General features: G+C 64.9%; 26 protein-coding genes, 1 tRNA gene and 1 pseudogene. 9 read left to right on the top strand and 19 right to left on the bottom strand.

Annotation, left to right across the window (positions count from 1 at the left end):
• Positions 1-67: 67 nt before the first annotated feature.
• The 3 genes from AC6LKG_RS13255 to AC6LKG_RS13245 all read right to left on the bottom strand — a co-directional run bounded on the left by AC6LKG_RS13255 (position 68) and on the right by AC6LKG_RS13245 (position 2,211).
• Entirely contained in the window at positions 68-661 is a 594-nt protein-coding gene (locus AC6LKG_RS13255; RefSeq protein ID WP_498165004.1) for a BPSL1445 family SYLF domain-containing lipoprotein, read from the bottom strand.
• Positions 662-906: 245 nt separating this feature from the next.
• Complete coding sequence (locus AC6LKG_RS13250) at positions 907-1,161, bottom strand: hypothetical protein (protein WP_498165003.1); 255 nt, start codon at positions 1,159-1,161, stop codon at positions 907-909.
• A gap of 186 nt (positions 1,162-1,347) precedes the next feature.
• Complete coding sequence (locus AC6LKG_RS13245; RefSeq protein WP_498165001.1) at positions 1,348-2,211, bottom strand: MurR/RpiR family transcriptional regulator; 864 nt, start codon at positions 2,209-2,211, stop codon at positions 1,348-1,350.
• A 179-nt stretch (positions 2,212-2,390) separates the two neighbouring features.
• Here AC6LKG_RS13245 and AC6LKG_RS13240 point away from each other — a divergent pair, with 179 nt between their 5' ends.
• Entirely contained in the window at positions 2,391-3,389 is a 999-nt protein-coding gene (locus tag AC6LKG_RS13240; RefSeq protein ID WP_498164999.1) for a Bug family tripartite tricarboxylate transporter substrate binding protein, read from the top strand.
• A gap of 9 nt (positions 3,390-3,398) precedes the next feature.
• Entirely contained in the window at positions 3,399-4,352 is a 954-nt protein-coding gene (locus tag AC6LKG_RS13235) for a M14 family metallopeptidase (protein ID WP_498164997.1), read from the top strand.
• Positions 4,353-4,541: 189 nt separating this feature from the next.
• On the opposite strand, the gene AC6LKG_RS13230 is transcribed toward AC6LKG_RS13235, so the two are convergent.
• Positions 4,542-4,976, bottom strand: coding sequence for a GNAT family acetyltransferase (locus tag AC6LKG_RS13230; RefSeq protein ID WP_498164995.1), 435 nt, complete (start codon positions 4,974-4,976; stop codon positions 4,542-4,544).
• Here AC6LKG_RS13230 and AC6LKG_RS13225 point away from each other — a divergent pair.
• Positions 4,975-5,154: a hypothetical protein gene (locus AC6LKG_RS13225; RefSeq protein ID WP_498164993.1), complete on the top strand. Its 180-nt coding sequence runs from the start codon at positions 4,975-4,977 to the stop codon at positions 5,152-5,154. The genes AC6LKG_RS13230 and AC6LKG_RS13225 overlap by 2 nt on opposite strands.
• 111 nt (positions 5,155-5,265) lie before the next feature.
• On the opposite strand, the gene AC6LKG_RS13220 is transcribed toward AC6LKG_RS13225, so the two are convergent.
• The 3 genes from AC6LKG_RS13220 to AC6LKG_RS13210 form a co-directional block, all read right to left on the bottom strand.
• A complete protein-coding gene (locus tag AC6LKG_RS13220; RefSeq protein WP_498164992.1) occupies positions 5,266-6,219 on the bottom strand; it encodes a PhzF family phenazine biosynthesis protein in 954 nt (317 codons plus the stop codon).
• 164 nt (positions 6,220-6,383) lie between these two features.
• On the bottom strand, positions 6,384-6,689 hold the full coding sequence (locus tag AC6LKG_RS13215; RefSeq protein ID WP_498164990.1) for an NIPSNAP family protein: 306 nt from the start codon (positions 6,687-6,689) through the stop codon (positions 6,384-6,386).
• 69 nt (positions 6,690-6,758) lie between these two features.
• Positions 6,759-6,947, bottom strand: coding sequence for a hypothetical protein (locus tag AC6LKG_RS13210; RefSeq protein WP_498164988.1), 189 nt, complete (start codon positions 6,945-6,947; stop codon positions 6,759-6,761).
• A 121-nt stretch (positions 6,948-7,068) separates the two neighbouring features.
• Here AC6LKG_RS13210 and AC6LKG_RS13205 point away from each other — a divergent pair, with 121 nt between their 5' ends.
• From AC6LKG_RS13205 to AC6LKG_RS13195, 3 genes are read left to right on the top strand one after another with little or no spacing between them, the layout of a single operon-like run.
• Positions 7,069-7,575, top strand: coding sequence for a PAAR domain-containing protein (locus tag AC6LKG_RS13205; protein ID WP_498164986.1), 507 nt, complete (start codon positions 7,069-7,071; stop codon positions 7,573-7,575).
• A 28-nt stretch (positions 7,576-7,603) separates the two neighbouring features.
• Positions 7,604-8,308: a VRR-NUC domain-containing protein gene (locus AC6LKG_RS13200; RefSeq protein WP_498164984.1), complete on the top strand. Its 705-nt coding sequence runs from the start codon at positions 7,604-7,606 to the stop codon at positions 8,306-8,308.
• A gap of 29 nt (positions 8,309-8,337) precedes the next feature.
• Complete coding sequence (locus AC6LKG_RS13195) at positions 8,338-9,414, top strand: type VI immunity family protein (protein WP_498164982.1); 1,077 nt, start codon at positions 8,338-8,340, stop codon at positions 9,412-9,414.
• Positions 9,415-9,527: 113 nt separating this feature from the next.
• Here AC6LKG_RS13195 and AC6LKG_RS13190 read toward each other — a convergent pair.
• A pseudogene (locus AC6LKG_RS13190) lies at positions 9,528-10,640 on the bottom strand (IS3 family transposase).
• Positions 10,641-10,761: 121 nt separating this feature from the next.
• Between AC6LKG_RS13190 and AC6LKG_RS13185 the strand changes: the two are divergent.
• The gene (locus AC6LKG_RS13185) at positions 10,762-11,031 is read left to right on the top strand and encodes a hypothetical protein (protein ID WP_498164980.1); all 270 of its coding nucleotides are present in this window, start codon (positions 10,762-10,764) and stop codon (positions 11,029-11,031) included.
• Positions 11,032-11,047: 16 nt separating this feature from the next.
• Here the strand turns inward: AC6LKG_RS13185 and AC6LKG_RS13180 are convergent.
• The 10 genes from AC6LKG_RS13180 to AC6LKG_RS13135 all read right to left on the bottom strand — a co-directional run bounded on the left by AC6LKG_RS13180 (position 11,048) and on the right by AC6LKG_RS13135 (position 19,226).
• A tRNA-Pro gene (locus AC6LKG_RS13180) sits at positions 11,048-11,124 on the bottom strand.
• 290 nt (positions 11,125-11,414) lie between these two features.
• Complete coding sequence (locus AC6LKG_RS13175) at positions 11,415-11,846, bottom strand: MerR family transcriptional regulator (RefSeq protein WP_498164978.1); 432 nt, start codon at positions 11,844-11,846, stop codon at positions 11,415-11,417.
• A gap of 57 nt (positions 11,847-11,903) precedes the next feature.
• On the bottom strand, positions 11,904-12,242 hold the full coding sequence (locus AC6LKG_RS13170) for an integration host factor subunit alpha (protein WP_498164976.1): 339 nt from the start codon (positions 12,240-12,242) through the stop codon (positions 11,904-11,906).
• A 3-nt stretch (positions 12,243-12,245) separates the two neighbouring features.
• Positions 12,246-14,663 (bottom strand): phenylalanine--tRNA ligase subunit beta, encoded by a 2,418-nt coding sequence (pheT, locus tag AC6LKG_RS13165; RefSeq protein WP_498164974.1) that lies wholly within the window; start codon positions 14,661-14,663, stop codon positions 12,246-12,248.
• A 14-nt stretch (positions 14,664-14,677) separates the two neighbouring features.
• Positions 14,678-15,700: a phenylalanine--tRNA ligase subunit alpha gene (gene pheS / locus AC6LKG_RS13160; RefSeq protein ID WP_049075035.1), complete on the bottom strand. Its 1,023-nt coding sequence runs from the start codon at positions 15,698-15,700 to the stop codon at positions 14,678-14,680.
• A 77-nt stretch (positions 15,701-15,777) separates the two neighbouring features.
• Positions 15,778-16,137 (bottom strand): 50S ribosomal protein L20, encoded by a 360-nt coding sequence (rplT, locus tag AC6LKG_RS13155; RefSeq protein ID WP_006387998.1) that lies wholly within the window; start codon positions 16,135-16,137, stop codon positions 15,778-15,780.
• A gap of 17 nt (positions 16,138-16,154) precedes the next feature.
• Positions 16,155-16,352, bottom strand: coding sequence for a 50S ribosomal protein L35 (gene rpmI / locus AC6LKG_RS13150; protein ID WP_006387997.1), 198 nt, complete (start codon positions 16,350-16,352; stop codon positions 16,155-16,157).
• Positions 16,353-16,726: 374 nt separating this feature from the next.
• Complete coding sequence (locus AC6LKG_RS13145) at positions 16,727-18,268, bottom strand: YifB family Mg chelatase-like AAA ATPase (protein WP_498164972.1); 1,542 nt, start codon at positions 18,266-18,268, stop codon at positions 16,727-16,729.
• 86 nt (positions 18,269-18,354) lie between these two features.
• On the bottom strand, positions 18,355-18,606 hold the full coding sequence (locus tag AC6LKG_RS13140; protein ID WP_006394062.1) for an accessory factor UbiK family protein: 252 nt from the start codon (positions 18,604-18,606) through the stop codon (positions 18,355-18,357).
• A 149-nt stretch (positions 18,607-18,755) separates the two neighbouring features.
• Positions 18,756-19,226: a DUF5339 family protein gene (locus tag AC6LKG_RS13135; RefSeq protein WP_498164971.1), complete on the bottom strand. Its 471-nt coding sequence runs from the start codon at positions 19,224-19,226 to the stop codon at positions 18,756-18,758.
• Between the two features lie 545 nt (positions 19,227-19,771).
• Between AC6LKG_RS13135 and AC6LKG_RS13130 the strand changes: the two genes are divergently transcribed.
• Positions 19,772-20,110: a P-II family nitrogen regulator gene (locus AC6LKG_RS13130; protein ID WP_006218735.1), complete on the top strand. Its 339-nt coding sequence runs from the start codon at positions 19,772-19,774 to the stop codon at positions 20,108-20,110.
• A gap of 31 nt (positions 20,111-20,141) precedes the next feature.
• Entirely contained in the window at positions 20,142-21,380 is a 1,239-nt protein-coding gene (gene amt, locus AC6LKG_RS13125; protein ID WP_498164969.1) for an ammonium transporter, read from the top strand.
• A 186-nt stretch (positions 21,381-21,566) separates the two neighbouring features.
• Here the strand turns inward: amt and ptsP are convergent, their stop codons facing one another.
• Entirely contained in the window at positions 21,567-23,276 is a 1,710-nt protein-coding gene (ptsP, locus tag AC6LKG_RS13120; protein WP_498164967.1) for a phosphoenolpyruvate--protein phosphotransferase, read from the bottom strand.
• Positions 23,277-23,293 lie beyond the last annotated feature (17 nt).

Genomic DNA, 23,293 nt, shown 5'->3' with positions numbered 1-23,293 from the left:
GCCCCAGGCCGCGGCGTTTTGCTTGGCGCCGCGACGGCCACGCGGGCCGCCTCGGTTGCCATCAACCTCACATATTGATCTTCGCGATCTTGGTGCCTTCGAGCGATACGCCCGCCATCAGGCCGCCATTGTTTAGCACGAATCCCACCACCGGCTGTTGCGCCGTATTGGTGTCGATACGGCCATTGGCGCCGATGTTGGCCACCGCCACGGTGGCATCCGCTCCCACCGTCCAGCCGTCGCTATTGCGGAATTTGTTCAGGGCCTCGTCGGTCATGAACAACACGAACATCGCCTTGGACTGCGCGCCGGCCTGAAAGCCGATCGAACCCGCGGTGGTGCTGTAGTAGCCGGCGTTGGCCCCGCCCACCCGCAGCACGCCCTTGCCGTGCTGGGCACCGATGAAAAAGCTGCCGCTCAGCACATCCGGGAAGATCAGCACGCCCTTGGCGCGCGCCACCAGATCCTTCGATTGCGGCGCCGCTTCATACAGCTTGCCCAAAGAAGCGTTGGCCGCGCTGTTGATCGACTGGCGCTGCTCGGCCGCGGTCGCGCTCGATTGCGGCGTGGTGGTGGTGCAACCGGCAAACAGCAGGCCGGCCACGCTGATGGTCGCGGCGGCCAGACCGGCACGGCGCAGGACAGGAAAAGTGTCGAACATGGAACTCTCCTTTTTGTTGTCATCCGGTGACCACTGTACCGGCCCCAGGCGCCGGCGCAAGGCACATGATGTGATAAACGAAACAAAACCTACCGTCCTGCACAGGCGCTGGATGCCCGCGCAGGCCTGGATCGGCGGCCGACATCACCCGCCGCGGCCGTCCGCGGCGCGCAACATTTGGTATGCCAATGCTCGCTCGATACCGCCTGGCAAGCCGATAGACATCCGCTTGCCGTCCATCGCTGTCAAAGAATGCCGTAACGCGGCTCTCCGGTGGCCGGGTCTATCGACACAATGCCCGACAGCACCAGCTCGGCATGCCGCCGCGCCACCGCCGCGTCGGCGAAGGTCACGAAACGCGGCAGGGGCCAACGCTGCGGCAAGGCGGCCTCGCCAGCCCGCGACACGCTGACCTCTATCGCCAGCACCTCGGCGTCCAGACTCACCACTTCACACTGCACCTCGAAGCCGTCGATGTGACGCTGCGGCCACAAGCCCATGTCCTGCGCTCCTGAAATCCATTTGTTCCGGAGCGCAATATGCCAAGAAAAAACAGGCTTGAAAAGCAATGTTTTCAAGGGGTTACGGAGCACTAGATGAAGTGGTGCAAACGCATCTGGACAAGCCTTGAAATGTCTCAGGCCCACCCGCTTTCGCCCCCCCTTTTGATCTTTTTTTTTACCGCCTCAAGGCGCCGGCGGATGGATCCACTGCGCATCCCACAAGGCTTCGCCACGCTCGAGCGTCGCCGCCAGCGCCTGTTTGCGGCGCAATGCCACCGCCGCCAGCAGCGCATTGCAGATCGATAGCGCCGCCACATACGAATCGAACGGCGATGCGCTGGAAGTGCGCGCCAGCAGCAAGTGATGTGCCTGCGCCGCGGCCGGCGACGCCGCCGAATCGGTCACCAGCACCACCTTGCCCCCGCGCTCCCTGAAAACCCTGATCGCCTTGGCGGCGGCTACCGAATAGCGCCGGAACGTGAACGCCAGCAGCACATCCTGCTCGTCCAGCCACAGCAACTGGTCTTCCAGGAACAGCGGCCCTGCGCCGGTCAACGCGCGCACGCCGGGCAGGCACAGGTTCAGGTACAGCGCCATGTGGCTGGCCAGCGGCGCCGCCTGGCGCAAACCCAGCACGTGCACGCGCGCCCGGCGCTGCGTCAAAAGCCGCACCGCGGCCTCGAACGCCGTCGCGTCGATCGCGGCGAAAGTCGTTTCCAGGTTGTGCTGGTCGTGCAGCAGGGCATTGCGCAGACAGGCCTGCGCCGACGGATTGTCGAGGCTGACCGCGTCGGCCCGTTCCCCCGGCGACGCCAGCCGCGCGGTGAGTTCGGCGCGCGCCTGCGTCTGCGCCTGGGCATAGCTGTCGTAGCCCAGCTTGGCCAGCAGGCGCACCACGGTGGAAGCGCTGGTGCCGACAGTGCGCGCCAGCGCCGTGGCGGATTCGAGCAGCCCCTGCGGGTAGCGGGCCAGCATGTCCTCGACCACGCGCCGCTCGGTCTTGGTCAGTTTCTTGTCGTAGGCGGCGATGCGCTGGTGCAGATTCACGATGCGACGGACTCCTGGAAGCGAAGCGTGGGCCGGACCACGGCCTGGCCGATGGCGCCGGCACTGGCGGCGGTCTAGGTGATAACCCCAGATTAAACAATGTTCATTGCAGACTATATTTCATTCTGCAATATCTATTGCAGAATAGACCGAACCGATCGTCCCCACAAGAGAGCTTCATGAAGCACCCCTCCGAGGCCTTGTCGCCCGCCCGTCGCCAACTGCTCCTCGCGGGCATGGCTGCCGCCCTGCTGCCCCTGTCCGCCCGCGCCGACTCCTACCCGTCGCGCCCCATCACCCTGGTGGTGCCCTTCCCCGCCGGCGGCTCCGTCGACCTGGCTGGCCGGCTCTACGCCGAGGTGCTGGGCAAGATCCTGGGCGTCACCATCGTGGTTGAAAACCGCGACGGCGCCGGCGGCGCGATCGGCAGCCAGCGCGTGGCGCGCGCCAAGCCCGACGGCTACACGCTGGTCGCCTCGTCGCAAAGCTCGCACCTGGCCAACCCCTTGATGCACCCCAACCTGGGCTATGACCCAATCAAGGACTTCGCCTCGATCTCGCAACTGGCGCGCTCGCCCAACGTGCTGGTGACCAGCGCCGCCCTGCCCGTCAAGAGCTTCGCCGAATTCATCGACTACCTGAAAGCGCACCCGGACGAGATCCATTTCGCCACCGCCGGCGTTGGCAGCATGGGCCAGCTCAACGCCGAACTACTCAAGCACACCCTGCAGGTCGGCGCGGTGCACGTACCCTATCGCGGCGGCGCGCCGCTGTTGAACGCGCTGCTGTCCAACGAGGCCCAGTTCGCGCTCGACAACCTGGCGCCGTTCCTGCCCCACATCCAGGTCGGCAAGATGCGCGCGCTGGCGGTAGCCGCGCCCACCCGCCTGCCGTCGCTGCCCGACGTGCCCACCTTTGCCGAACTGGGCTATCCCGTGCTCAACTCGATGTCGTGGATCGGATTGGCCGCGCCGGCAGGCACGCCGCCCGCCGTCCTGCAGACCCTGCTGGACGCCGTTCAGGCCGCCGCGCGCCAGGACACCACGAGACAATCCCTGGAAAAAAGCGGCGCCCTGCCGCCGGAACTGCAAACCCCCCAACAATTCACCGACATGATGTCGCAGCGCCTGGCCTTGTACAAAGACCTGATCGACCGCGCCGGCATCCGTCCGGAATAGGTCCCCGCCATGTCCAACCCCGCTTTCGCCCCCGACACCGCGCCGCTCGAAGTCCTGCCGCGCGACCTTTCCGCCTATCGCCAGGGCAACACCGGCGTCGACTACGTGCATCGCTTCGAATCGGGCAAACCCGGTCCGCACGTGCTGGTCAACGCCCTGACCCACGGCAACGAGATCTGCGGCATGGTGGCGGCCACCCATCTGCTCGATACCGGCGTGCGCCCTAAGATCGGCACCCTCACCGTCAGTTTCGCCAACATGGAGGCGTACAACGCCTTCGACATCGACAACCCCTACGAAAACCGCCAACTGGTCCACAACCTGAACCGCATCTGGTCGCCCGAATGGCTCGACGGCAACGAACAGAGCCCGGAACTGCGGCGCGCGCGTGAACTGCGTCCGGTGCTGGACGCGGCCGACTATGTGCTCGACATCCACTCCACCCGCGCGCCGGTGCAGCCGTTCTGGGTCTATCCCGAGATGGACCGCAACGCCGCGCTGGCCGCCGCCGTCGGCGCGCCGGCGGTGCAACTGGTAATGCCGGCCGGCCGCTTCCCCGGGACCGGCGTGCTCAACTACGGCCGCCATGGCGACCCCGCTTCCGACAGCGGCGGCGCGCTGGTGGTCGAATGCGGACAGCACTTCGCGCAATCGGCCGCCACGCTCGCCACCGACGTCACACTGCGCTTCCTGGCGCACCTGGGCCTGGTCGACGCGCCGGCCGGCAGCGCGCCGCCCACGCCGGCCCAACCCTTCCGACTGCTCGAAGTACATATGGTCAAGTCGGAAGACTTCACCTTTACGCGGCCGGTGCTCGGCTTCGAGGTCTTCGACAAGGGCGAACTCATCGCCATCAACGCCGGCGAGGAGATCCGCTCGCCGTGCGACAACTGCACGATCTTCATGCCCACCCGCATGCCCATCGTCGGTCGCGAGGCGGTATACCTGACCGAGCCGATGTAGTACCGGGTTCCGCTCCGGGCCCCAGGCGACACCGCCGCCAATACCCGGCCGGTCCGCCCGAACGGGGACTGTGGGCGCGGCCGGGGCACGCCAGGGCAATCCAGGGCGGCGCGCGGCCGGCTCCCAATCCGCCGGTCTCTCGGCGCCGGACGCACGGCGTCGACTGACCGCGCGCGGCCGCGTCGGCGATCACAGGTCTGGAATCAGGCGCTTGCCCAGGCTGATCACCTCATCCTGCTGGAACCCCAGGCTGGCGTAGAAGTCCTTCACCGCCAGATTGCCCGAACGGATCAACAGGTTGATCTTGGGGCAGCCCATCTCCAGGAACTTGCGTTCCAGCGCCCTCATCAGCGCCGACGCGTAGCCGCGGCGCTGACAGGCCGGCGACACCGCCAGGTAGTTGACCCAGCCGCGGTGGCCGTCATAGCCGCCCATCAGCGTGCCGACGATGGCGCCGTCCGCCTCGCCGACCAGGAACAGGTCGGATTGCACGGTCAACTTGCGTGCCACGTCCTTGCGCGGATCGTTCCAGGGCCGCGTCAGCCCGCAGTCGGTCCACAATTGGATGATGGCGGCTTCGTCCGCCGGATGGAAAGACCGGATGGCCAGTTCGGGATGCTTCATGCTTCGTTCCTCTCGATGGGAAAACGAAGGCCAGGCGCTACGCCTCGATGGCTGGAAAGCAAAGCGCGCATGCCGCGCAAACAAAAAGGCCACGAGGGGTATCGTGGCCTTCTGGATGGAACGCCGGGAGAATCCGGCGCTCGAACGCGGCTTGCCACTCAACGCAGGCGTCGAGTGATTCGTCGGTTGTCCGCCCGGGCCGGCGCGGCCGGCGGGGCATGATGGGTGGGGTTCATGGCGGTCAGCATACACGACCGCGACGCGCCGCGACAAGCTCGCATTGGCAGAATCAGGCCGTGGCGGGCGCGGGCGCGGGCGCGGGCGCGGGCGCGGGCGCGGGCGCGGGCAGCGTGCCCTCCATCGCCACCACTGCCTGCCCCGCCACGCCGGCCCACACGCCATCCGGCCGCACCTCCGCATGCGCAAGCAACAGGCTGGCGCGTCCCATGTCCACCCCTTGGCCCACTCGCAGGCGCAACTCGCCCGCGCCCCGCAGGGCCGCTCGCAATGCCGTCATGGCGCCGGTCGCGCTCCCCGTGGCCGGGTCCTCGGTCATACGGCCGGTGAACATGCGCGCCTGGATGTCCGTCGGCCCCAACGCCATGTCACTGCCGCAGTCGGTGGTGTACGCGTAGATGGAGCGCGCGCCATCCAGCGGCAGCAGCGCCGCATAGCCCGCCGGGTCCGGTGTTGCGCGACGCAGCGCATCGCGGCTGGCCAGTTGCGCCACCAGGAAGACCAATCCCACCGACACCACCTGCGGCGCGTGTTCAGACAACAGGATATCGCCGGGTGCCAGGCTCAACGCGCGCGCCACGGCCTCGGCCTTCACTTGGCCGGCCCGCGTCAACGGTTGCGGGGCGGCCAGCTCGGCACCGGTCAAGCCTCCATCCTCGCCATAGCGCAGCTCGATGCGCACCAGGCCCGCGGCTTCCTCGAAAATGAAACGCGCCGGTGCCGGTTGGCCGGCCGCGATCATCTCCCGCGCCAGCACCACCGCCGTTCCCACGTTAGGATGCCCGGCGAACGGCACCTCGCGATCGGGAGTGAAAATGCGCACCCAAGCCGTGTGTCCGGCATCGCGCGGCGGCAGCACGAAACTGGTCTCGGAATAATTGAACTCGCGCGCGATGCGCTGCATTTGCGCGGTATCGAGCCCGCTGGCCTGCAACACCACCGCCAGCGGATTGCCTTGGTAAGCATGGTCGGTGAAGACATCGGCGGTGACGTAGCGATAGCGCATGCGGGCTCCTGAAAACGGATGGCGGATGCGAAAAATTATGCGCGCCGGCCGAGTCCCGCGACAGGCACAGAGCCGCTCGAATCAAGGCATAACAGGCGGCTCCGAGCGACACGTCCAGCGGCCACGGCGGTGTACCCGCCGGTAGCCCCAAGCCACGCCCCTACTCAATCGAATACGGGACGGAAAAAGCTGCGCTCGTAGCTGAGAATGCAACGCGTGTCCTCGGCGTACTTGAACGCCGCCTGGCACTGCGCGTCCGACATCGACTGGTGGCGATAACGCTCGTATTCGGCCAGGCTGGGAAACGTGAATAACGCCAGCGCGATATTGTTGGCGCCTTCAGAGGGCAGAAAGTAACCATGATGCGTGCCGCCGAACTTCTCGACCAGCGGAATCCACATCTTGCCGTAGGCTTCGAATTCCTTGAGACGGCTGGGGTCGATGACGTAGCGCAGATAGCAGGTGACCATGAAGACTCCGTAGCGGATGGATGAGGCGTGAACGCGCCGCGGCATCCTAGCGCGTGGGCCAAATCCCGGTCAATCGGCCGAACGCGGCGACGGCAGGCCAAGCATCTGCATTCGATCCACGAAACGCCGCGCAACGTCATCCGGCAGGCCGGTGACCGTCATGACGAACGCGTGATGCCTCGGATTGGCATGCGCGGTATCGAACTCGAAAGCCAGCGGATATGTTGTCCGAAGGCTGTCATTCTGGTGGGAAGCCATCGGCCGCCTCGCCTTTTTTTCGTTGGTGTGAAACAGTCTCGAAATTCAAGTACCGCCCCACTCACCTGGGGCAGAACCAGATGCTGGTAAAGTTAAAGCCCCCGACTTATGCCGTGGACCTATGCAAAGATCTGTGATACGACTTGGCGACCGAACGAACCATGGTGGTGTTGTCGTCACTGGCGATCAGACCATCAATGTCTTTGGCAAGCCAGCGGCCCGCAAGGGCGATATGACGACTTGCCCGAAATGCAAAGGGGAATACCCCATTGTTGAGGGCACTCGTTCCACAGGTAGCTCGCAGTGGCTCGCGCTTGAAGGTATGCGTACCGCGTGTGGCGCTGCACTCATCGCCAGCCAACATTTTTGGCGTGAGGACGATGCTGCCGGCACCAGCACTATGACATCGAACGGTACCAAGGCAAAGGCCTACAGGGGCCGATTCCAGGTGTTCGATGAAGCTACACGAGAACCCATGTCAGGTCGGCAGTATCGAGTAACCACCATCGACGGCACGCCATCGGAAGGCACAACGGACTCCGATGGTTATACCGCCTGGATCGAGAGTCAATCTCCCGACATGCTGTCGCTCGAACTGCTTGCCCATGAGCAGGAAGAAGCGTCATGAGCGACGGAGCCCCCCCACGAGCGGTGGAATGTCCCCGAACACCGGCACTACAACACCTGTGAGTTCCGGGCTGAGTCGATTGGCGCCCCCAGACCAATCTGTGTTGTGCTCGGCGATCTGCAAGTGCCAAGCCACTCCAGGTATCGGCAAGGACGGCCGCAAGCTCAACCAAGTTTGTGTGTCCAGCCGACTCAAGGAACTGGACAAGGTTCTGCAGGGGCGCAGCCCTTACAAGCCCGAGGTCAACTACGACATGACCCAAGAGCCGCCCGAACCTATCATGAGTAGCGAAGATGCCACGCAGCCGCATGGGTGGCTACGTGGCTGGATTGACAAATACTGGGGCGATCCAGATAAGGAGCGGCCAGCGTGGAAGGCCAACCGCGGCTACGTCCGGCGCCCTGATGTAGTGATTGTGAACGATCCGACCAGCTCGCCGACCCAAGACAACATCCGCATGGTGGTGGAAATCAAGTTCCCAAACGATGATCCCGGAGCCGGTCAGATGAAAGCCTACGAGCGCATCGCCGGTAGCGAAGCTAAGGTCGTTCTTCTCGAATCGTCCGAATGCGACTGCAACCAGGTGGAAGAGCGCGAACGCCAGGCCGAAGAGTTAGACAAGTACGCTGTGCCAGCCAGCCAGGCACTCTACACTTTGCTGCGAGTGTATTTGCGCGGCCGCTTGCCGCCACTGCCCGGTGGAGCCCCCGTGCCAGCGCCCGCTATACCCTGAGATGACCTATGCCAGAACTTGATCCCAACATGAGCAACGAAGCCTTCGCGGCTGTACTTCGCGAGAGCACGCAAGCTCAGCAGTTTCCCGGGGCGATGCTCATGCCGAAGAGTCGTCACGACTATGTGGGCGCGGTCATTGCCATCACCGGCACCTTATATTTTGAGGGTGGCTACACGCAGTCCAAGCGGGAGGCGATCGCCCAGTGCTTTGACGAATACCGGGCTCATGTAGGTGAGGCGCTAACGTGGCTGTGGCGTGAGGAGCCCGCGTCGGGCCCGCCATGCATGCCCTACGCCAAGGCCGCACCAATACGTGACCTCTTCAAGGCGCTTGATCAGAACGAGCAGATAGCCCTGCAGTACACGAGCGGCGCCAAGCGCGAGGATGCCGGGCCGTATTCCTTCTATGTCAACGCTGAACCAGCCTGGATCGCCAAGAAGACCGGTCAACTGGACGTCTTGCAGTTCGCGCTACCCTTCGTCGACATAATAGAGCAGCCCACCGCCTTTCAGGCTATGTTCGTTGAATTTGCGCGTCGGCTCGAAGCATTTCACGGCCATGGAGGCTTCGGCTTTGTGTTGTCCCCTTCCGAATGGAATAGTAACCAGCCTACCGAGGCATTTACCTCCGAGCAAGCGCGCGGGGTAGATGTCGGCGCACCTGCATTCTCAGCCGCCAAGCTCAAGCGGAATGCATTCAAAACAGTTTCTTGGTTGACTGCCATCAACCGCGACATGGTGGCACAAGCCGGAGGGCTACACACGCTGCGCTCAGAGTTGCCACCTGACTGGTTCGCCTTCTATGACTATGGCAGCGGCATAGTTATTCAAGCGGGCAATGAGCCGGACCTTGCCCCGACCGCAATTGATGGCAAACCGCCGCAGTACGTTCTTCCCAACGCGGTACTGAAGCCTCTACGCAGTTCAGCATTCTGGTTGCATCTGATCGCCAGTGCCGCTGGCGAGCCCCGTCTGACTGGCCTCAAGGGAGAAGCCTGGATCCAACGCTTTGATGTCGCAGAGGATGAATTGCTCGACGTTAAAGCTCGACTGCTCGACACGCCTCGGTTGGATGCTGAGCACACGCTGACCGAAAGGCTGTAGGGGAACGCCACTGCTATCCTATCTATAGCTACCGTGACACTTGTCCTGTTCGTGGTGGCACTACGCCCCAACCCCCTCACGTGACGTCACCCCCGTTTCGCAGCAGTTGAAAACTAGAATTCGGTCGGCTCAGGCAGGCTGACCTGCGGTGTTTTGGCGTATTCACTCGGGGTCAGCATGCCGAGCGAGCCATGGGGTCGGTGGTCATTGTAATCAGCACGCCATGCTTCAATGACCGTCTTCGCATGCTCAAGCGATAGGAATTCATGCGCGTTCAGGCACTCATCCCGTAGCCGGCCGTTAAACGACTCGCAAAGGCCGTTATCTGTGGGTTTGCCCGGCCGAGTGAAGTCCAACAACACTTTGTTCTCCCAAGCCCATAAATCCAGTGCTTTGGACGTGAATTCTGTTCCATGGTCGACGGTCATACTGGCCGGCAAAGCAACCCTCTTGGCGACTCGATCGAGCGCCTGAACCACGCTGTCACCGGTTAGCCGAAAACCCACCTCCAACACGGGACTCTCACGACTCCAGTTATCCACGATGGTCAGCACCCGAAACGCTCGCCCGTCAGCTAATTGATCATGCACGAAATCCATGCTCCAGCGCTGCCCAGCACCTGTTGGTTGCGGTGCGGGCCCCCGATGCAGACTCAACCGCTTATTGCGGCGGACGCGCATCCGAACCTGCAGCCCTTCCAGGCGGTACAGGCGATGGACTCGCTTGAGATTGACCTGCCAACCTTCTCGGCGCAAAAGGATATGAATGGGCTCATAACCAAATCTCGGTCTGCTCATCGCGATGTCTCGAATGCGCATTCGCAATGCCGATTGATCTCGCGCGCTGCTTTTGCGATACCAACTGCCGCTGGAAAATTGACCCAGCCGACACGCCCTCTGGACACTTACCTGATGCACGTCCAGAATCCATTGAACCACCTCCCGGCGGCGTGTCGGCGTCAGACCTTTTTTCGGATCACGTCCTGCAGAATATGCTTGTCCAAAGTCAGGTCGGCCACAACCCGCTTGAGCCTCGCGTTTTCCTCTTCAAGCTGGCGCAGCCGACGAATCTCGCTGGCCGCAAGATCGCCGTACTTCTTCCTCCAGTTGTAGAACGTCGCCTCTGATATCCCCAATCCGCGGCAGACATCCGATACAGGCGTACCGGCTTCTGCTTGGCGCAGTGCGTATGTCACTTGCGGCCTCGGTGTAGCGTGACTTCTTCATCGCGTCCTGCTCCTTCTTCAAAAAGAGCCTGAAGCGACCTTACTCTAGTTTTGAGATACCCACGTTTTTTGGGAGAACGTCGCACGGCGTCCCAGCGCATCCAGGCTTTGGACGTGTCCGCGTGCATGATCTGAAACACACCTTCGGGCGACGACTGCGCGCCGCTGACGTACCGGAGGAGGATCGCAAGGCACTGCTGGGCCACACCGATGGAAGTATCACTTCGCACTACTCGGCGGCCGAGCTGACCAAGCTGATCGAGTATGCAAATCGCATCGCGGCAACCGACACGCGCAGTCCGGCCGGTGCTCAAGCGAGGGGCGGCTTTAACGGGGAAGTCCCCGCAAAAGTCCCCAGAATGAGAAAGGGGGTTAGTGATTACTATCACTAACCCCCTAGGGTATTGCTGGTCGGGACGGCGGGATTCGAACTCGCGACCCCTTGCACCCCATGCAAGTGCGCTACCAGGCTGCGCTACGCCCCGAAAGAAAAAGAGTATAGCAGACCTAAAAATTGTTTGCACGCATTGGTGCAAAAAAAGTGCTGAATACTGGAAAAATTCCGCGTGCCGCACGCGCTGCCCGCGGCACCCGCAGGCAAGGCTCGCGCATGGCACGCGAGATACTGAAGTCAGACTGAAACAAGCGATGGACTGCGCTTATGCGACTGGCTTACCTTGCTGTCATCGCGGTTCACGCACGCCGCGATTGATGGCAACGCACGTGGCCCGGAACATCAACGTGAAGAGACGGGCGAGCGATCGGCCGCCGCGGCTCAAGCCGAGGCGTTGGCGCTCACCGTATTGCCGCCCGCAGTGGGCGCCGCCGTGCCAAGCGCCTCGCCCAGCATCGCCGACACATTGCCCAGCTCGGTGCGCAGGGCCTGCATCTCGGCGCCGCTCAGGCGCACCGCCGCGTCCTGGTCGTGCGGCGTGTCGCGGGCATCGCCAAGGCGGTTGCGCGCGCCGCTGATGGTGAAGCCTTGCTCGTACAGCAAGGACCGTATGCGACGGATCAGCAGCACTTCGTGATGCTGGTAGTAACGACGGTTGCCGCGCCGCTTCACCGGTTTGAGCTGCGTGAATTCCTGTTCCCAGTACCGCAGGACATGCGGCTTGACTCCGCACAACTCACTGACTTCACCGATGGTGAAGTAACGCTTGGCGGGAATGGGCGGTAAGGTAACGGTGGATTCGGTACGTGTCATAAGAGAATTCTATGCCGCGATGCGTCGAGAGCCGATAACAATTACCGACAAAGCGTATCACTCCTCGGCGTCGGGCGCTGTGGGAACGGCCTGCTCCACCACGCTCTTGAGTTTCTGACTCGCGTGGAACGTGACCACACGGCGTGCGGCGATGGGGATGGTCTCGCCGGTCTTGGGGTTGCGCCCCGGGCGCGGCGGCTTGTCGCGCACCTGGAAATTTCCGAAGCCCGAGAGCTTGACGGAATCGCCACGCGCCAGGGCGTCGCGGATTTCTTCGAAGAACGTGTCGACGATGTCCTTGGCTTCGCGTTTGTTCAGGCCGACCCGCTCAAAGAGCAGCTCGGCCAGCTCGGCCTTGGTCAGGGTGCGCGGCTCGGCAAGCATACTGTTCCCCATGGTTCAAGCGCGCTGGCGCGCGCCGTGGGCACTGACCAAAGCGTCCTTGATGCGCGCCAGGCAATCGGCCACCCGGGCTTCGTCCAGTGTGACCTCAGTGTCCTGTAGCCAGAAACGGAACGCAAGGCTTTTCTCGGCCACGGGCTGGTCACCCTGGGCCTTTTCGCGCCAGACGTCGAACAGGCGCACGTCCTGCACCACGGCCAGTTGCGGATCGGCCTTGACCGTCGCCGCCACCGTGTCCAGCATGGACTGCACCGTCACGGGCGCGTCGACCCACAGGGCCAGGTCGCGCACCACCACCGGTTGGCGCGACAGTTCGCGCACCTGCGGCAGTTCGCCTTCGGACAGAGCGTCCACGTCCAGCTCGAACACCACCGGCGCGTGTGCCAGATCGGCCTGTTGCGCCCAGCGCGGATGCAGTTCACCCATCCAGCCGACCAGCTTGCCGTCCAGCGTGACGCGGGCGCTGCGGCCCGGATGCAGCGCGGGATGGGCCGCCGCTTCGAAGCGCAGGCGCGCGCCACGAGCGCCGAACAACGCCTGGACGTCCATCTTCACGTCGAAGAAATCGACCTGTCGGGTGGGCACGCCCCACTGCTCTTCTACCGCCGGGCCCCAGGCGGCGCCCGCCAGCTTGAGCGGCTGGCGCACGCCGGCCACTTCCAGCGGACCGTCCTGCGCGGCGTCATCGCGAGCGAAGACGCGGCCAAGCTCGAACAGGCGCACGCGCGTCTGCTTGCGGTTGGCGTTGTGGCGGATGTTGGCCACCAGGCCGGCAATCAGGCTAGACCGCATCACCGACAGGTGGCTGGCGATCGGGTTGACCAGCTTGACCGGCGTGTCGTTGCCGGCGTAGTCGCGCTCCCACTCGGCTTCGACGAAGCTGTAGTTGACGACTTCCTGGTAGTCCTGCGCGGCGGCCAGGCGGCGCAGCGCGTGCGGACCGCGGCGCACTTCGGGTTGCGAGAACATCTTGGCGCGCGCCAGCGGCGGCACCGTGGGGATGTTCTCGAAACCGTAGATGCGGGCCACTTCTTCGATCAGGTCTTCCTCGATCTCGAGGTCGAAGCGATACGACGGCGGCGTGACGATGAAGTCATCGCCATCGAGCGTGAATTCCAGCCCCAGGCTGCCGAAGATCTTGGCGACTTCGGCCTGCGTGACGGGCACGCCCAGCACACGGTGGCAGCGCGCCAGGCGCATGCGCACCGGCTCGCGCTTGGGCAGGTTGACGATCTGGTCGTCCAGCGGACCGGCCTGGCCGCCGCAGATGTCGACGATCAGGCGCGTGATGAATTCGATGTGCTGCGGGATCGTGGCGAAGTCCACGCCGCGCTCGCCGCGATGGCTGGCCTCGGAACTGAACTTGAAGCGGCGCGCGCGGCCGGCCAGCGATTGCGGCCACCAGAACGCGGCTTCCAGGTAAATGTTCTGCGTGTCGAGCGTGACCGCCGTGGCCTCGCCGCCCATGATGCCAGCCAGGCTCTCGACCTGATCGCCGGCCACCACCACGCCGACCTTCGAATCCAGCGTGACGGTCTGGCCGTTCAGCAGCTCGAGCGTCTCGCCTGCGCGCGCCCAGCGCACCGACAGGTCGCCATGGATCTTGTCCAGGTCGAACACGTGCGAAGGACGGCCCAGTTCCAGCATGACGTAGTTGGAGATGTCCACCAGCGCCGACACCGAACGCTGGCCGGCGCGCTCCAGGCGCGTCTTCATCCACGCCGGGGTCTGCGCCCGGGCGTTCACGCCACGGATCACGCGGCCGCCGAAGCGGCCGCACAGGTCGGGCGCCTCGATCCTGACGGGACGCAATTCGTCCAGCGTCACGGGCACCGCCTTGGCGGTCGGCACCGACAGCGGCGCGCCGGTCAGCGCGGCCACTTCGCGCGCCACGCCCAGGATCGACAGGCAGTCGGCGCGGTTGGGCGTCATCTTCAGCGTGAAGAGTGTGTCGTCCAGGTCCAGCGCTTCTCGGATCGACTGGCCCGGCACCATCTCGGCCGGCAGTTCCAGCAAGCCGGCGTGGTCTTGCGACAGGCCCAGTTCGCGCGCCGAGCACAGCATGCCCGACGACTGCACGCCGCGCATCTTGGCCACGCCGATCTTCATGCCGCCGGGCAATTCGGCACCGACGCGGGCCAGCGGCACCTTCAGGCCGGCGGCCGCGTTGGGCGCGCCGCAGACGATCTGCAGCAGCGCGCCGGAGCCATCATCGACTTGGCAGACGCGCAGCTTGTCGGCGTCGGGGTGCGGGGCGATCTCGACGATGTGCGCGACGACCACGCCCGTGAACGCGGGCGCGGCCGGCACGGTGTCTTCGACTTCCAGGCCGGCCATGGTGAGCCGGTGCGCGAGTTCGTCGGTTGCGATCGGAGGATTAACCAGCGTACGCAGCCAGGATTCGGGAAATTGCATGATCTAGCCGTCTGTTATTCGTTGAACTGGCGCAGGAAGCGCAAATCGCCTTCGTAGAACTGGCGCAGGTCGTTGACGCCGTAGCGCAGCATCGTCAGGCGCTCCAGGCCGGAACCGAAGGCAAAGCCGATATAACGCTCAGGGTCCAGGCCGAAGTTGCGCACCACCTGCGGGTGCACCTGGCCCGAGCCGGAGATCTCCAGCCAGCGGCCGCGGTTCGGGCCCGACGTGAACATCATGTCGATTTCGGCCGACGGCTCGGTGAACGGGAAGAACGACGGGCGGAATCGCACGACGAGATCGTCGCTTTCGAAGAAGCAACGCAGGAAATCGGTGTACACACCCTTCAGGTCGGCGAACGAGATGTCCTCGGCGATCCAGAGCCCTTCCACCTGGTGGAACATGGGCGAGTGCGTGGCGTCGCTGTCGACGCGGTAGGTGCGCCCAGGCGCGATGACCTTGATGGGCGGCTTGTGCATGCGGGCGTAACGCACCTGCATGGGGCTGGTATGCGTGCGCAACAGCAGCGGCAGGCCGTCGGCGTCTTTCATGTCGACGTAGAACGTGTCCTGCATGGAACGCGCCGGATGGTCCAGCGGGTTGTTCAGCGCGGTGAAATTGGTCCAGTCGTTCTCGACTTCGGGGCCGTCGGCCACGTCGAAGCCGATGGAGCGGAAGATCTCTTCGACCCGTTCCCAGGTCCGGATCACCGGATGGATGCCGCCCGGCACACGGCCACGGCCCGGCAACGATACGTCAATGGTTTCGGACGCCAGTCGGGCATCCAGTTCCGCTTGCACCAAGGCGGCGCGGCGCAGGTTCAGGAGCTCCTCGACCTTCTGCTTGGCCTGATTGATCCGGGCGCCCATGTCGCGCTTCTGCTCGGGATCGAGCTTGCCCAGCCCCTTGAGCAGGACCGTCAGCGCGCCGTCCTTGCCCAGGAAACGGGCCTTTGCGTTTTCGAGCGCGGCGGCGTTGCTGGCCGCAGCGAACAGTTCCTGCGCCTGGGAAACCAGGTCGTCAACCGATTGAGTCATGAAATCCAGCCTTCAAAACGCAAACGGGGCCATTACAGCCCCGTTTGCAGCGATGCGCGATGAGTTAAAGCGCGCGATCAGGCAGCCAAGGCAGCCTTGGCTTGCTGCACGATGGCGGCAAAGCCGGCCTTGTCGCGCACGGCCAGATCGGCCAGGACCTTGCGGTCGAGTTCGATCGCAGCCTTCTTCAGGCCGGCGATGAACACGCTGTAGCTGACGCCATGTTCGCGGACGGCGGCGTTGATACGCGTGATCCACAGCGCGCGGAAGGTGCGCTTCTTGTTGCGGCGGTCGCGGTAGGCGTATTGGCCAGCGCGCATGACCGCTTGCTTGGCGATACGGAACACATTACCGCGGCGGCCACGGTAACCCTTGGCGGCGGAAATGACTTTCTTGTGACGTGCGCGGGCGGTAACGCCGCGTTTGACGCGAGGCATAGTAGATCTCCCTTAGATCAAGCGAAAGGCATCATGGCTTTCACGGAAGCCACGTTGGTCTCGTGAACCGCCGCCGAACCGCGCAGTTGGCGCTTGTTCTTGGTGGTCTTCTTGGTCAGGATGTGACGCTTGAACGCCTGACCACGCTTGATGGATCCGCTGCCGCGAACCTGAAAGCGCTTTGCGGCGCTTTTCTTGGTTTTCATCTTGGGCATGATGATTCCCTAAACTGAACGCATTGTTGATTTACATGACGCGAGGTGCTTGTCGCAAGGCGGTTGGCGCCGCTCCAAGCCACAAGGGCGGGAACGTTCGACCTACACCATTGCGGCAAAACTTGAGGACCTCTTGCCACTTCTGGGGGGGTACTGCCGGGGTACTGCCAACTACAACTTCCAGGAAACACCGCCAAGGTGTTCCCGGGCTTTTCCCGTAGCCGCGGCAAAAAAGATAGCCTGGATCCGGGAAAGCCTTTGATTATATGGTGATTTCCCTGGTTTTGTCGAGTCAGCAGGCGGCGTGGGGCAAGGGCCGCCGCTTACCAGGGACGGAAGCGTGCGCCAGGGCGAGTGAAACCCAAGGCCGACCATCATACCCCCGGCCTGCGGTACTGCACCGCCTGGGCCACGTGGCTCGCCCCCAGCGTGTCGGAACCGTCGAGATCTGCGATGGTCCGCGCCACCCGCAATGCTCGATGCAAGGCCCGGCCTGAGCCAGCCAGGCGCCGCATCGCCTGCAGCAACAGCGCCTGCGCGGGCGGCTCCAGCACACAATGGCGTTCCAGCTCGGCACCGGCCAGACCGGCGTTGGGCTTGCCTTGGCGTGCCAGTTGGCGCTCGCGACAGCGCGCCACTCGCGCCCGCACCGGCGCCGACGCCTCCCCGGGCGGCCCCTGCAGTCTGTCCAGATCAGGCGGCGGCAGGGTCACATGCAGGTCGATGCGGTCCAGTAACGGTCCGGACACCTTGCCAGCGTAGCGCGCCACCTGGTCGGGCGTGCACTGGCAAGCCCGGCGCGGATGGCCGCGCCAGCCACAAGGGCAGGGATTCATCGCCGCCACAAGCTGGAACCTGGCCGGGAACTGGGCGGTATGCAGGGCGCGGGCAATCACCACCCTGCCCGTCTCCAGCGGCTCGCGCAGCGCCTCGAGCGTGCGACGACTGAACTCCGGCAACTCATCCAGGAACAGCACGCCGTGATGGGCCAGGCTGATCTCGCCGGGACGCGGCCGGCCGCCACCTCCCACCAGGGCGAAGGCCGACGCCGAATGATGCGGCGCTCGGAACGGCGGCGTGCCCATGCGCGTATCCGGCGCGCCCGCCAGCGCGGCGATTGCCGCGACCTCGAGCGCCTGGGTGCGCGCCAGCGGCGGCAACAGCCCGGGCAGGCGCGCGGCCAGCATGCTCTTGCCGGCCCCGGGCGGCCCAACCATCAACAGGCTGTGGCCGCCGGCTGCCGCGACCTCCAGGGCGCGCCGCGCCCCGGGCTGGCCGCGCACGTCCGACAGGCAAGGCGCGGGCGCGGCCTCGGGCCAGGCGACCGGCATGGCGTCCGGCAAGCGGCACAGGCCCGCGACATGGGCCGCCACATCCGCCAGGCTGCGGGCCGACAACACCCGTAGCCCCTCGACCCAGGCCGCCTGCTCGGCACTGCCGGCGGGCAGGATCAGCGTGGCGCCGGGCGATTCGCGCGCCACGCTCAGCGCGATCACCAGCGCGGCGGCAACAGGCACCAGCGCCCCTGTCAGCGACAGCTCGCCGGCCAGCACCAGGCCCGCCAGCAGAGGATCTGGCGCAGCCTCGGACACGTTCCCTTGCGCCACACTCGCTTCACCCTGCGGCGCCAGTTGCCCTGCGGCCAGCAGCAGGCCCACGGCGATGGGCAGATCGAAGCGTCCGGACTCCTTGGGAATATCGGCCGGCGACAGATTGACCGTGATACGGCCGGCGGGGAAGTTGAAGCCGCTATTGATGATGGCCGCACGCACGCGCTCGCGGCTCTCGCGCACCTCGGTATCCGGCAGGCCCACCACATTGAAGCTGGGCAGCCCCGGCCCCAGGTGGGTTTCGACCCGCACCGCGTGGGCATGCAGGCCACTGAGGGTGCGACTGGCGATTACGGCAAGCGTCAAGGCGGTCTCCGGTAACGATCGAAGGCCAGTATGCCGAAAACGAAAACGGCCGCGGAGGCGGCCGTGGCAAAAGTATCTCGCGCGGCTTACTTGTCAAGCGCGGACAGGCGCGACTCCAACTGCTCGACCGTGGCGGCCAGTTGATCGACCCGGGCACGGGTACGCGCCAGGAGGTCGGCCTGCACGTCGAACTCTTCGCGGGTGACCAGGTCGAGCTTCGAAAACGCCTGCGTCATCATGGCGCGCACATTGCGCTCGACGTCCGCCGCCGGGCTGCGGGCGATCAGGTCGGAGATGTTCTTCTGGATGTCTTCCATCCACTGGGTGCGGTTGTTCATAGCGGCCTCACTTGTTCTCGATCCCTCAAGTGTAGTGCTTTCCAGGCTTCGGCCGCGGGCAAAAAAAAGGGCGGGCCGCATGCGGTGACCGCCCATCAAAGCACAGGAGAAAACCGGGCCGCCTTGGGAGCGGCCCCCTACCAACATCGTTACGGACAACCCATCTGCGGCGCCGACTGCGCAAACAGGTCAGCCGACTGCTTGCATTGCGCCGCCAGTTGCGTCTTGTCGCTAATGGTGGCCCACTGGGTCTTGGCGGCATCGAGTTGCTGCTTGAAGCTGGCTGCGGCAGGATTGGACGCACCGAGCTTGTCCATGCACGCACTGACCTTGGTCAGGTAAGCCTCGCATTCGGCCGGCAGGGCTGCCGTCGCCCCGGCGGGGGCGCCCGAACTGGACGACGCGGTGGTGGTCGGCGGCGTGCTGGCCGCAGGCGCAGTGGCCGCCGCCGGAGGCGTTGTCGCCGAGGGGGGCGTACCTGGCGTCGCGGCGGAAGGCGCCGGCGTGGTCGATGCCGCGGGCGGCGCGGCCGCTTCGTCGCTCTTGTTGCACCCCGCCAGCGCAGCCAGCGCGGCGGTCAGCGCCAGCATGGCGCAGCTCTTGGCTTGGATCGTCCTCATTCCTCTTTCCTTTTTGCTTTTTGGATTTTCAGAGAGCCACGGCGCCGGAACCCAATTGCCGCGGCCCGATCAGGCCTGCATACCGCAATCAACTGGACTTGATTCTTCTTCACCCGACCGTCGGCAACAAGCGCACCCGTGTAAACCCTCGTATCACGTCCCGCCCCCGTTTTGTGCTCCATCCCGACGCGCATGCCCCCTGCCCGCCACGCTGGCATCCGGCACGCGAAGCCCGGCCCGCAAGGTTCGGCGCCTTAAAGCCGCCACCCGCCCAGCACCCGCGACCGCGTCGGCAAACGCGCCGGCACGCCGATAGGTCGGCATCAACTCGCAACAATTAGCGGCGGCAAAACATATTCCATTACATCCCTCACCGACGACACGCCATGCACCGGATTGAGGCTGACACTTGGTGCATGGCGCACTATATTGGTGCATTCAGGCACAACTAGAGCGCCTGCCCGCCCGGTGCCAGGGTGCAACACAATGTGGCATGGAATTTGCTTGATGGACGATGCCAACGTGCAACCATGAGAGGAAATGCCATGAAACTCATCATCGCCATCATCAAGCCCTTCAAGCTCGACGAAGTGCGGGTGGCTCTATCCGGAATCGGCGTCCAGGGCCTCACCGTTACAGAAGTGAAGGGATTCGGGCGCCAGAAGGGCCATACCGAGCTCTATCGCGGCGCCGAATACGCCGTCGACTTCCTGCCGAAACTGCGCGTCGAGGCCGCCGTGCCCGACCACCTGGTCGACCAGGTCATCGAAGCCATCGAACAAGCCGCCCGCACCGGCAAGATCGGCGACGGCAAGATCTTCGCCGCCCCCCTCGAACAAGTGATCCGTATCCGGACTGGCGAAGCCGGCGAAGCTGCGCTGTAGACAAATAAGAAAGACTCATTGGAGCCTGAAAATGGATAAAGCAGATATCTCCTGGTTGCTCGTCTCTACCCTCCTCGTATTGATGATGGCCGTACCCGGTCTGGCGATGTTCTATGGCGGCCTGGTACGCAGCAAGAATGTGCTGTCGGTGCTGCTGCAAGTGATGTGCACGTTCGTGCTGGGCCTGGTCCTCTGGTTCATCTACGGTTATTCCCTCGCCTTCACCGAAGGCAATGCTTTCTTCGGCGGCCTGTCGCGCGCGTTCTTCTCCGGGATGTTCAATCCGGCCGATGGCAAGTACGCCATGTCGAACTCGCTGACCGAACTGCTGTTCGCCTCGTTCCAGGCAACGTTCGCCGGCATCACCTGCGCGCTGATCGTAGGCAGCTTCGCCGAACGCGCCCGCTTCTCGGCGGTGCTGGTGTTCACGGTGATCTGGTTCACGTTCGCCTACGTGCCGATCGCGCACATGGTCTGGTTCGCCTCGGAAACGGCGCCCGGCCTGCTCAATGCCAAGGGCGCGCTGGACTTCGCCGGCGGTACCGTGGTGCACATCAATGCCGGCGTCGCCGGCCTGGTGGGGGCCTATGTGATCGGCAAGCGCGTCGGCTATGGCCGTGAAGCGATGCAGCCGCACAACCTGCCGATGACGTTCGTCGGCGCCGCGCTGCTGTGGGTCGGCTGGTTCGGCTTCAACGCCGGCTCCGCGCTGGCCGCCAACGAAAACGCCACCCTGGCCTTCTTCAACACCATGATCGCCACGGCTGGCGCCGTGCTGGCCTGGCTGTTCACGGAGTGGGCCATCAAGGGCAAGCCCTCGATGCTGGGCGCCGCCTCCGGCGCGGTTGCCGGCCTGGTCGGCATCACCCCCGCCGCCGGCCTGGTCGGCACGGTCGGCGCGCTCATCATCGGCGTGATAGCCGGCGTGGTCTGCGTGTGGGGCGTCAATGGCCTGAAGCGCCTGCTGCGTGCGGATGACGCGCTGGACGTGTTCGGCGTGCATGGCGTGGGCGGCATTGTGGGCGCCCTGCTGACCGGCATCTTCAACGCCCAGGTCCTGGGCGGCCCCGGCCTGGCCGAACCCGGCATGATCATGGGCCAACTGTGGGTGCAGCTCGAAGGCGTGCTGCTGACCATCGTCTGGTCGGGCGTGGTGGCCTGGATCGCCTACAAGATCGCCAACGCCCTGTGCGGCCTGCGCGTGCCGGAAGACCAGGAACGCGAAGGGCTGGATGTCACCAGCCACGGCGAATCCGCCTATCACAGCTGATCCGCGCTTACCGCCCGGCTATCGGGCGGTCGCAGGGAAAGCCCCCTCGAGCGATCGAGGGGGCTTTTTTTGTTCATCGCACGATTGTCGGCGACTCATGCCGCCCCCCTCACCCGCGGCCGGCATACTCCAGCGGCAAATAAAAAAGCCCGGCATGAACCGGGCTTTGCGAGGCCGCCCCGGCGGTCAGGCCAGGTCCAGGGTATCCAGATCCACGGGCAAGGCCCGGTTCAGGGCGCTGGCGACCTTGACTCGCAGCGCGTTGCTATGGGCCCGGCGCACCTCGCGCTTGACGTCCAGCAGTTGCTGCGGATGCATGGAGAACTCCGTCAGCCCCAGGCCCAGCAGCAATCGCGTCATGCGCGAATCGCCAGCCATTTCACCGCACACCGCCACCGGCTTGCCGGCCCGCTCGCCGGCGTTGATGGTGTGCGCCACCAGCCGCAGCACGGCCGGATGCAGCGGATCATAGAGCGCCGCAACGTCATGGTCGCCACGGTCGATGGCCAGCGTGTACTGGATCAGGTCGTTGGTACCGATGGACAGGAAATCCAGCGCCTGCGCGAAGGGCTCGATGGCGATGGCGATGGCCGGCACCTCGACCATGGCGCCCACGTCCATGTGCGCGGCATAGGCCTGGCCCCGCGCATCCAGCTCGCGCCGCGCCGACTCGATGGCAGCCCGCGTCGCCACCACTTCGTGCATGTGAGCGATCATCGGGATCAGCAACCGTACCGGGCCATGGGCCGAAGCCCGCAGGATGGCGCGCAATTGCGTCGCGAACATTTCCGGACGCGCCAGGCAATAGCGGATGGCGCGCTGCCCCAACGCCGGGTTGGTGGCCACGGTGGCCTCGCCGTCCAGCGTCTTGTCCGAGCCGATGTCTAGCGTTCGTATGGTGACCGGACGGCCCGCCATCACCTTCACGACGGACGAATAGGCCTCGTACTGTTCTTCCTCGCCCGGCAGGTCCGGGCGCCCCATGAACAGGAACTCGCTTCGGAACAGGCCGATGCCGTGCGCGCCCGAGGCCAGCGCCAGCGCCGCCTCTTCGGGCAGTTCGATATTGGCATGCAGAACGATGTCGATGCCGTCCAGCGTGACGGAAGGCTCATCGCGCAACAGACTCAGTTCGGCGCGCTCATCGGCATAGGCGGCCTGGCGCCGGCGGTATTCCTGCAGGATGCGTTCCGACGGATTGACCACCACCGCGCCGGCGGCGCCGTCGATGATCAGCATGTCGCCGTCGCGCACCAGCTCGCGCACGTTGCCCATGGCCACCACGGCCGGCACGCCCATGCTGCGCGCCACGATAGCGGTATGCGAGGTCGGCCCGCCCAGGTCGGTGACGAAAGCAGCGAAGCGCCCGCCGCGCAGGCGCAGCATGTCCGCTGGCGAGATGTCGTGCGCCACCACCACCAGCGCCTCGTCGCCGCCCATGTGCGACATGTCCGGCAGGATGACCGAGGTTCCCGACAGCACGTGCAGCACCCGCTCGATCACCTGGCGCACGTCGGCGCCGCGTTCGCGCAGGTATTCGTCTTCCATGGCGTCGAACTGCTGACCCAGGATCTGGCCCTGCGTGGTCAGCGCCCATTCGGCGTTGTAGTGCCGCTCGGCGATCAGCGCCAGCGTCTGCTCGGCAAGCAGCGGGTCGCCCAGCAACAGGCTGTGCACATTGAGCATGGCGCCCAGCTCGCGCGGCGCGTCGGCCGGCAGCGTGTCGGCCAACTGCCGCAGTTCCTGCTGGGCCGAGGCCAGCGCCTCGGTCAGGCGGCGGCTTTCGGCCGGCACGTCCTCGGGCGAGATACGGTAATGCGCCACTTCCAGCGCCGCCGCCCCCATGACCACCGCGCGGCCGATGGCGTAGCCGCGCGCCACGCCCTTGCCGTACAAACAAATAACGGGGCTGG

The sequence above is a fragment of the Achromobacter sp. 46006 genome, assembly GCF_059761975.1.
The sequence above is the reverse complement of the archived record's forward strand: the minus strand, read 5'-3'. Positions and strand labels throughout refer to the sequence as shown.

Coding starts and splice junctions, on each gene's coding strand:
- AC6LKG_RS13255 (WP_498165004.1), bottom strand. CDS start 661: ATGTTCGACACTTTTCCTGTCCTGCGCCGTGCCGGTCTGGCCGCCGCG.
- AC6LKG_RS13250 (WP_498165003.1), bottom strand. CDS start 1,161: ATGGGCTTGTGGCCGCAGCGTCACATCGACGGCTTCGAGGTGCAGTGT.
- AC6LKG_RS13240 (WP_498164999.1), top strand. CDS start 2,391: ATGAAGCACCCCTCCGAGGCCTTGTCGCCCGCCCGTCGCCAACTGCTC.
- AC6LKG_RS13235 (WP_498164997.1), top strand. CDS start 3,399: ATGTCCAACCCCGCTTTCGCCCCCGACACCGCGCCGCTCGAAGTCCTG.
- AC6LKG_RS13225 (WP_498164993.1), top strand. CDS start 4,975: ATGCTTCGTTCCTCTCGATGGGAAAACGAAGGCCAGGCGCTACGCCTC.
- AC6LKG_RS13230 (WP_498164995.1), bottom strand. CDS start 4,976: ATGAAGCATCCCGAACTGGCCATCCGGTCTTTCCATCCGGCGGACGAA.
- AC6LKG_RS13220 (WP_498164992.1), bottom strand. CDS start 6,219: ATGCGCTATCGCTACGTCACCGCCGATGTCTTCACCGACCATGCTTAC.
- AC6LKG_RS13215 (WP_498164990.1), bottom strand. CDS start 6,689: ATGGTCACCTGCTATCTGCGCTACGTCATCGACCCCAGCCGTCTCAAG.
- AC6LKG_RS13210 (WP_498164988.1), bottom strand. CDS start 6,947: ATGGCTTCCCACCAGAATGACAGCCTTCGGACAACATATCCGCTGGCT.
- AC6LKG_RS13205 (WP_498164986.1), top strand. CDS start 7,069: ATGCAAAGATCTGTGATACGACTTGGCGACCGAACGAACCATGGTGGT.
- AC6LKG_RS13200 (WP_498164984.1), top strand. CDS start 7,604: ATGTCCCCGAACACCGGCACTACAACACCTGTGAGTTCCGGGCTGAGT.
- AC6LKG_RS13195 (WP_498164982.1), top strand. CDS start 8,338: ATGAGCAACGAAGCCTTCGCGGCTGTACTTCGCGAGAGCACGCAAGCT.
- AC6LKG_RS13175 (WP_498164978.1), bottom strand. CDS start 11,846: ATGACACGTACCGAATCCACCGTTACCTTACCGCCCATTCCCGCCAAG.
- AC6LKG_RS13170 (WP_498164976.1), bottom strand. CDS start 12,242: ATGGGGAACAGTATGCTTGCCGAGCCGCGCACCCTGACCAAGGCCGAG.
- pheT (WP_498164974.1), bottom strand. CDS start 14,663: ATGCAATTTCCCGAATCCTGGCTGCGTACGCTGGTTAATCCTCCGATC.
- pheS (WP_049075035.1), bottom strand. CDS start 15,700: ATGACTCAATCGGTTGACGACCTGGTTTCCCAGGCGCAGGAACTGTTC.
- rplT (WP_006387998.1), bottom strand. CDS start 16,137: ATGCCTCGCGTCAAACGCGGCGTTACCGCCCGCGCACGTCACAAGAAA.
- rpmI (WP_006387997.1), bottom strand. CDS start 16,352: ATGCCCAAGATGAAAACCAAGAAAAGCGCCGCAAAGCGCTTTCAGGTT.
- AC6LKG_RS13140 (WP_006394062.1), bottom strand. CDS start 18,606: ATGAACAACCGCACCCAGTGGATGGAAGACATCCAGAAGAACATCTCC.
- AC6LKG_RS13135 (WP_498164971.1), bottom strand. CDS start 19,226: ATGAGGACGATCCAAGCCAAGAGCTGCGCCATGCTGGCGCTGACCGCC.
- AC6LKG_RS13130 (WP_006218735.1), top strand. CDS start 19,772: ATGAAACTCATCATCGCCATCATCAAGCCCTTCAAGCTCGACGAAGTG.
- amt (WP_498164969.1), top strand. CDS start 20,142: ATGGATAAAGCAGATATCTCCTGGTTGCTCGTCTCTACCCTCCTCGTA.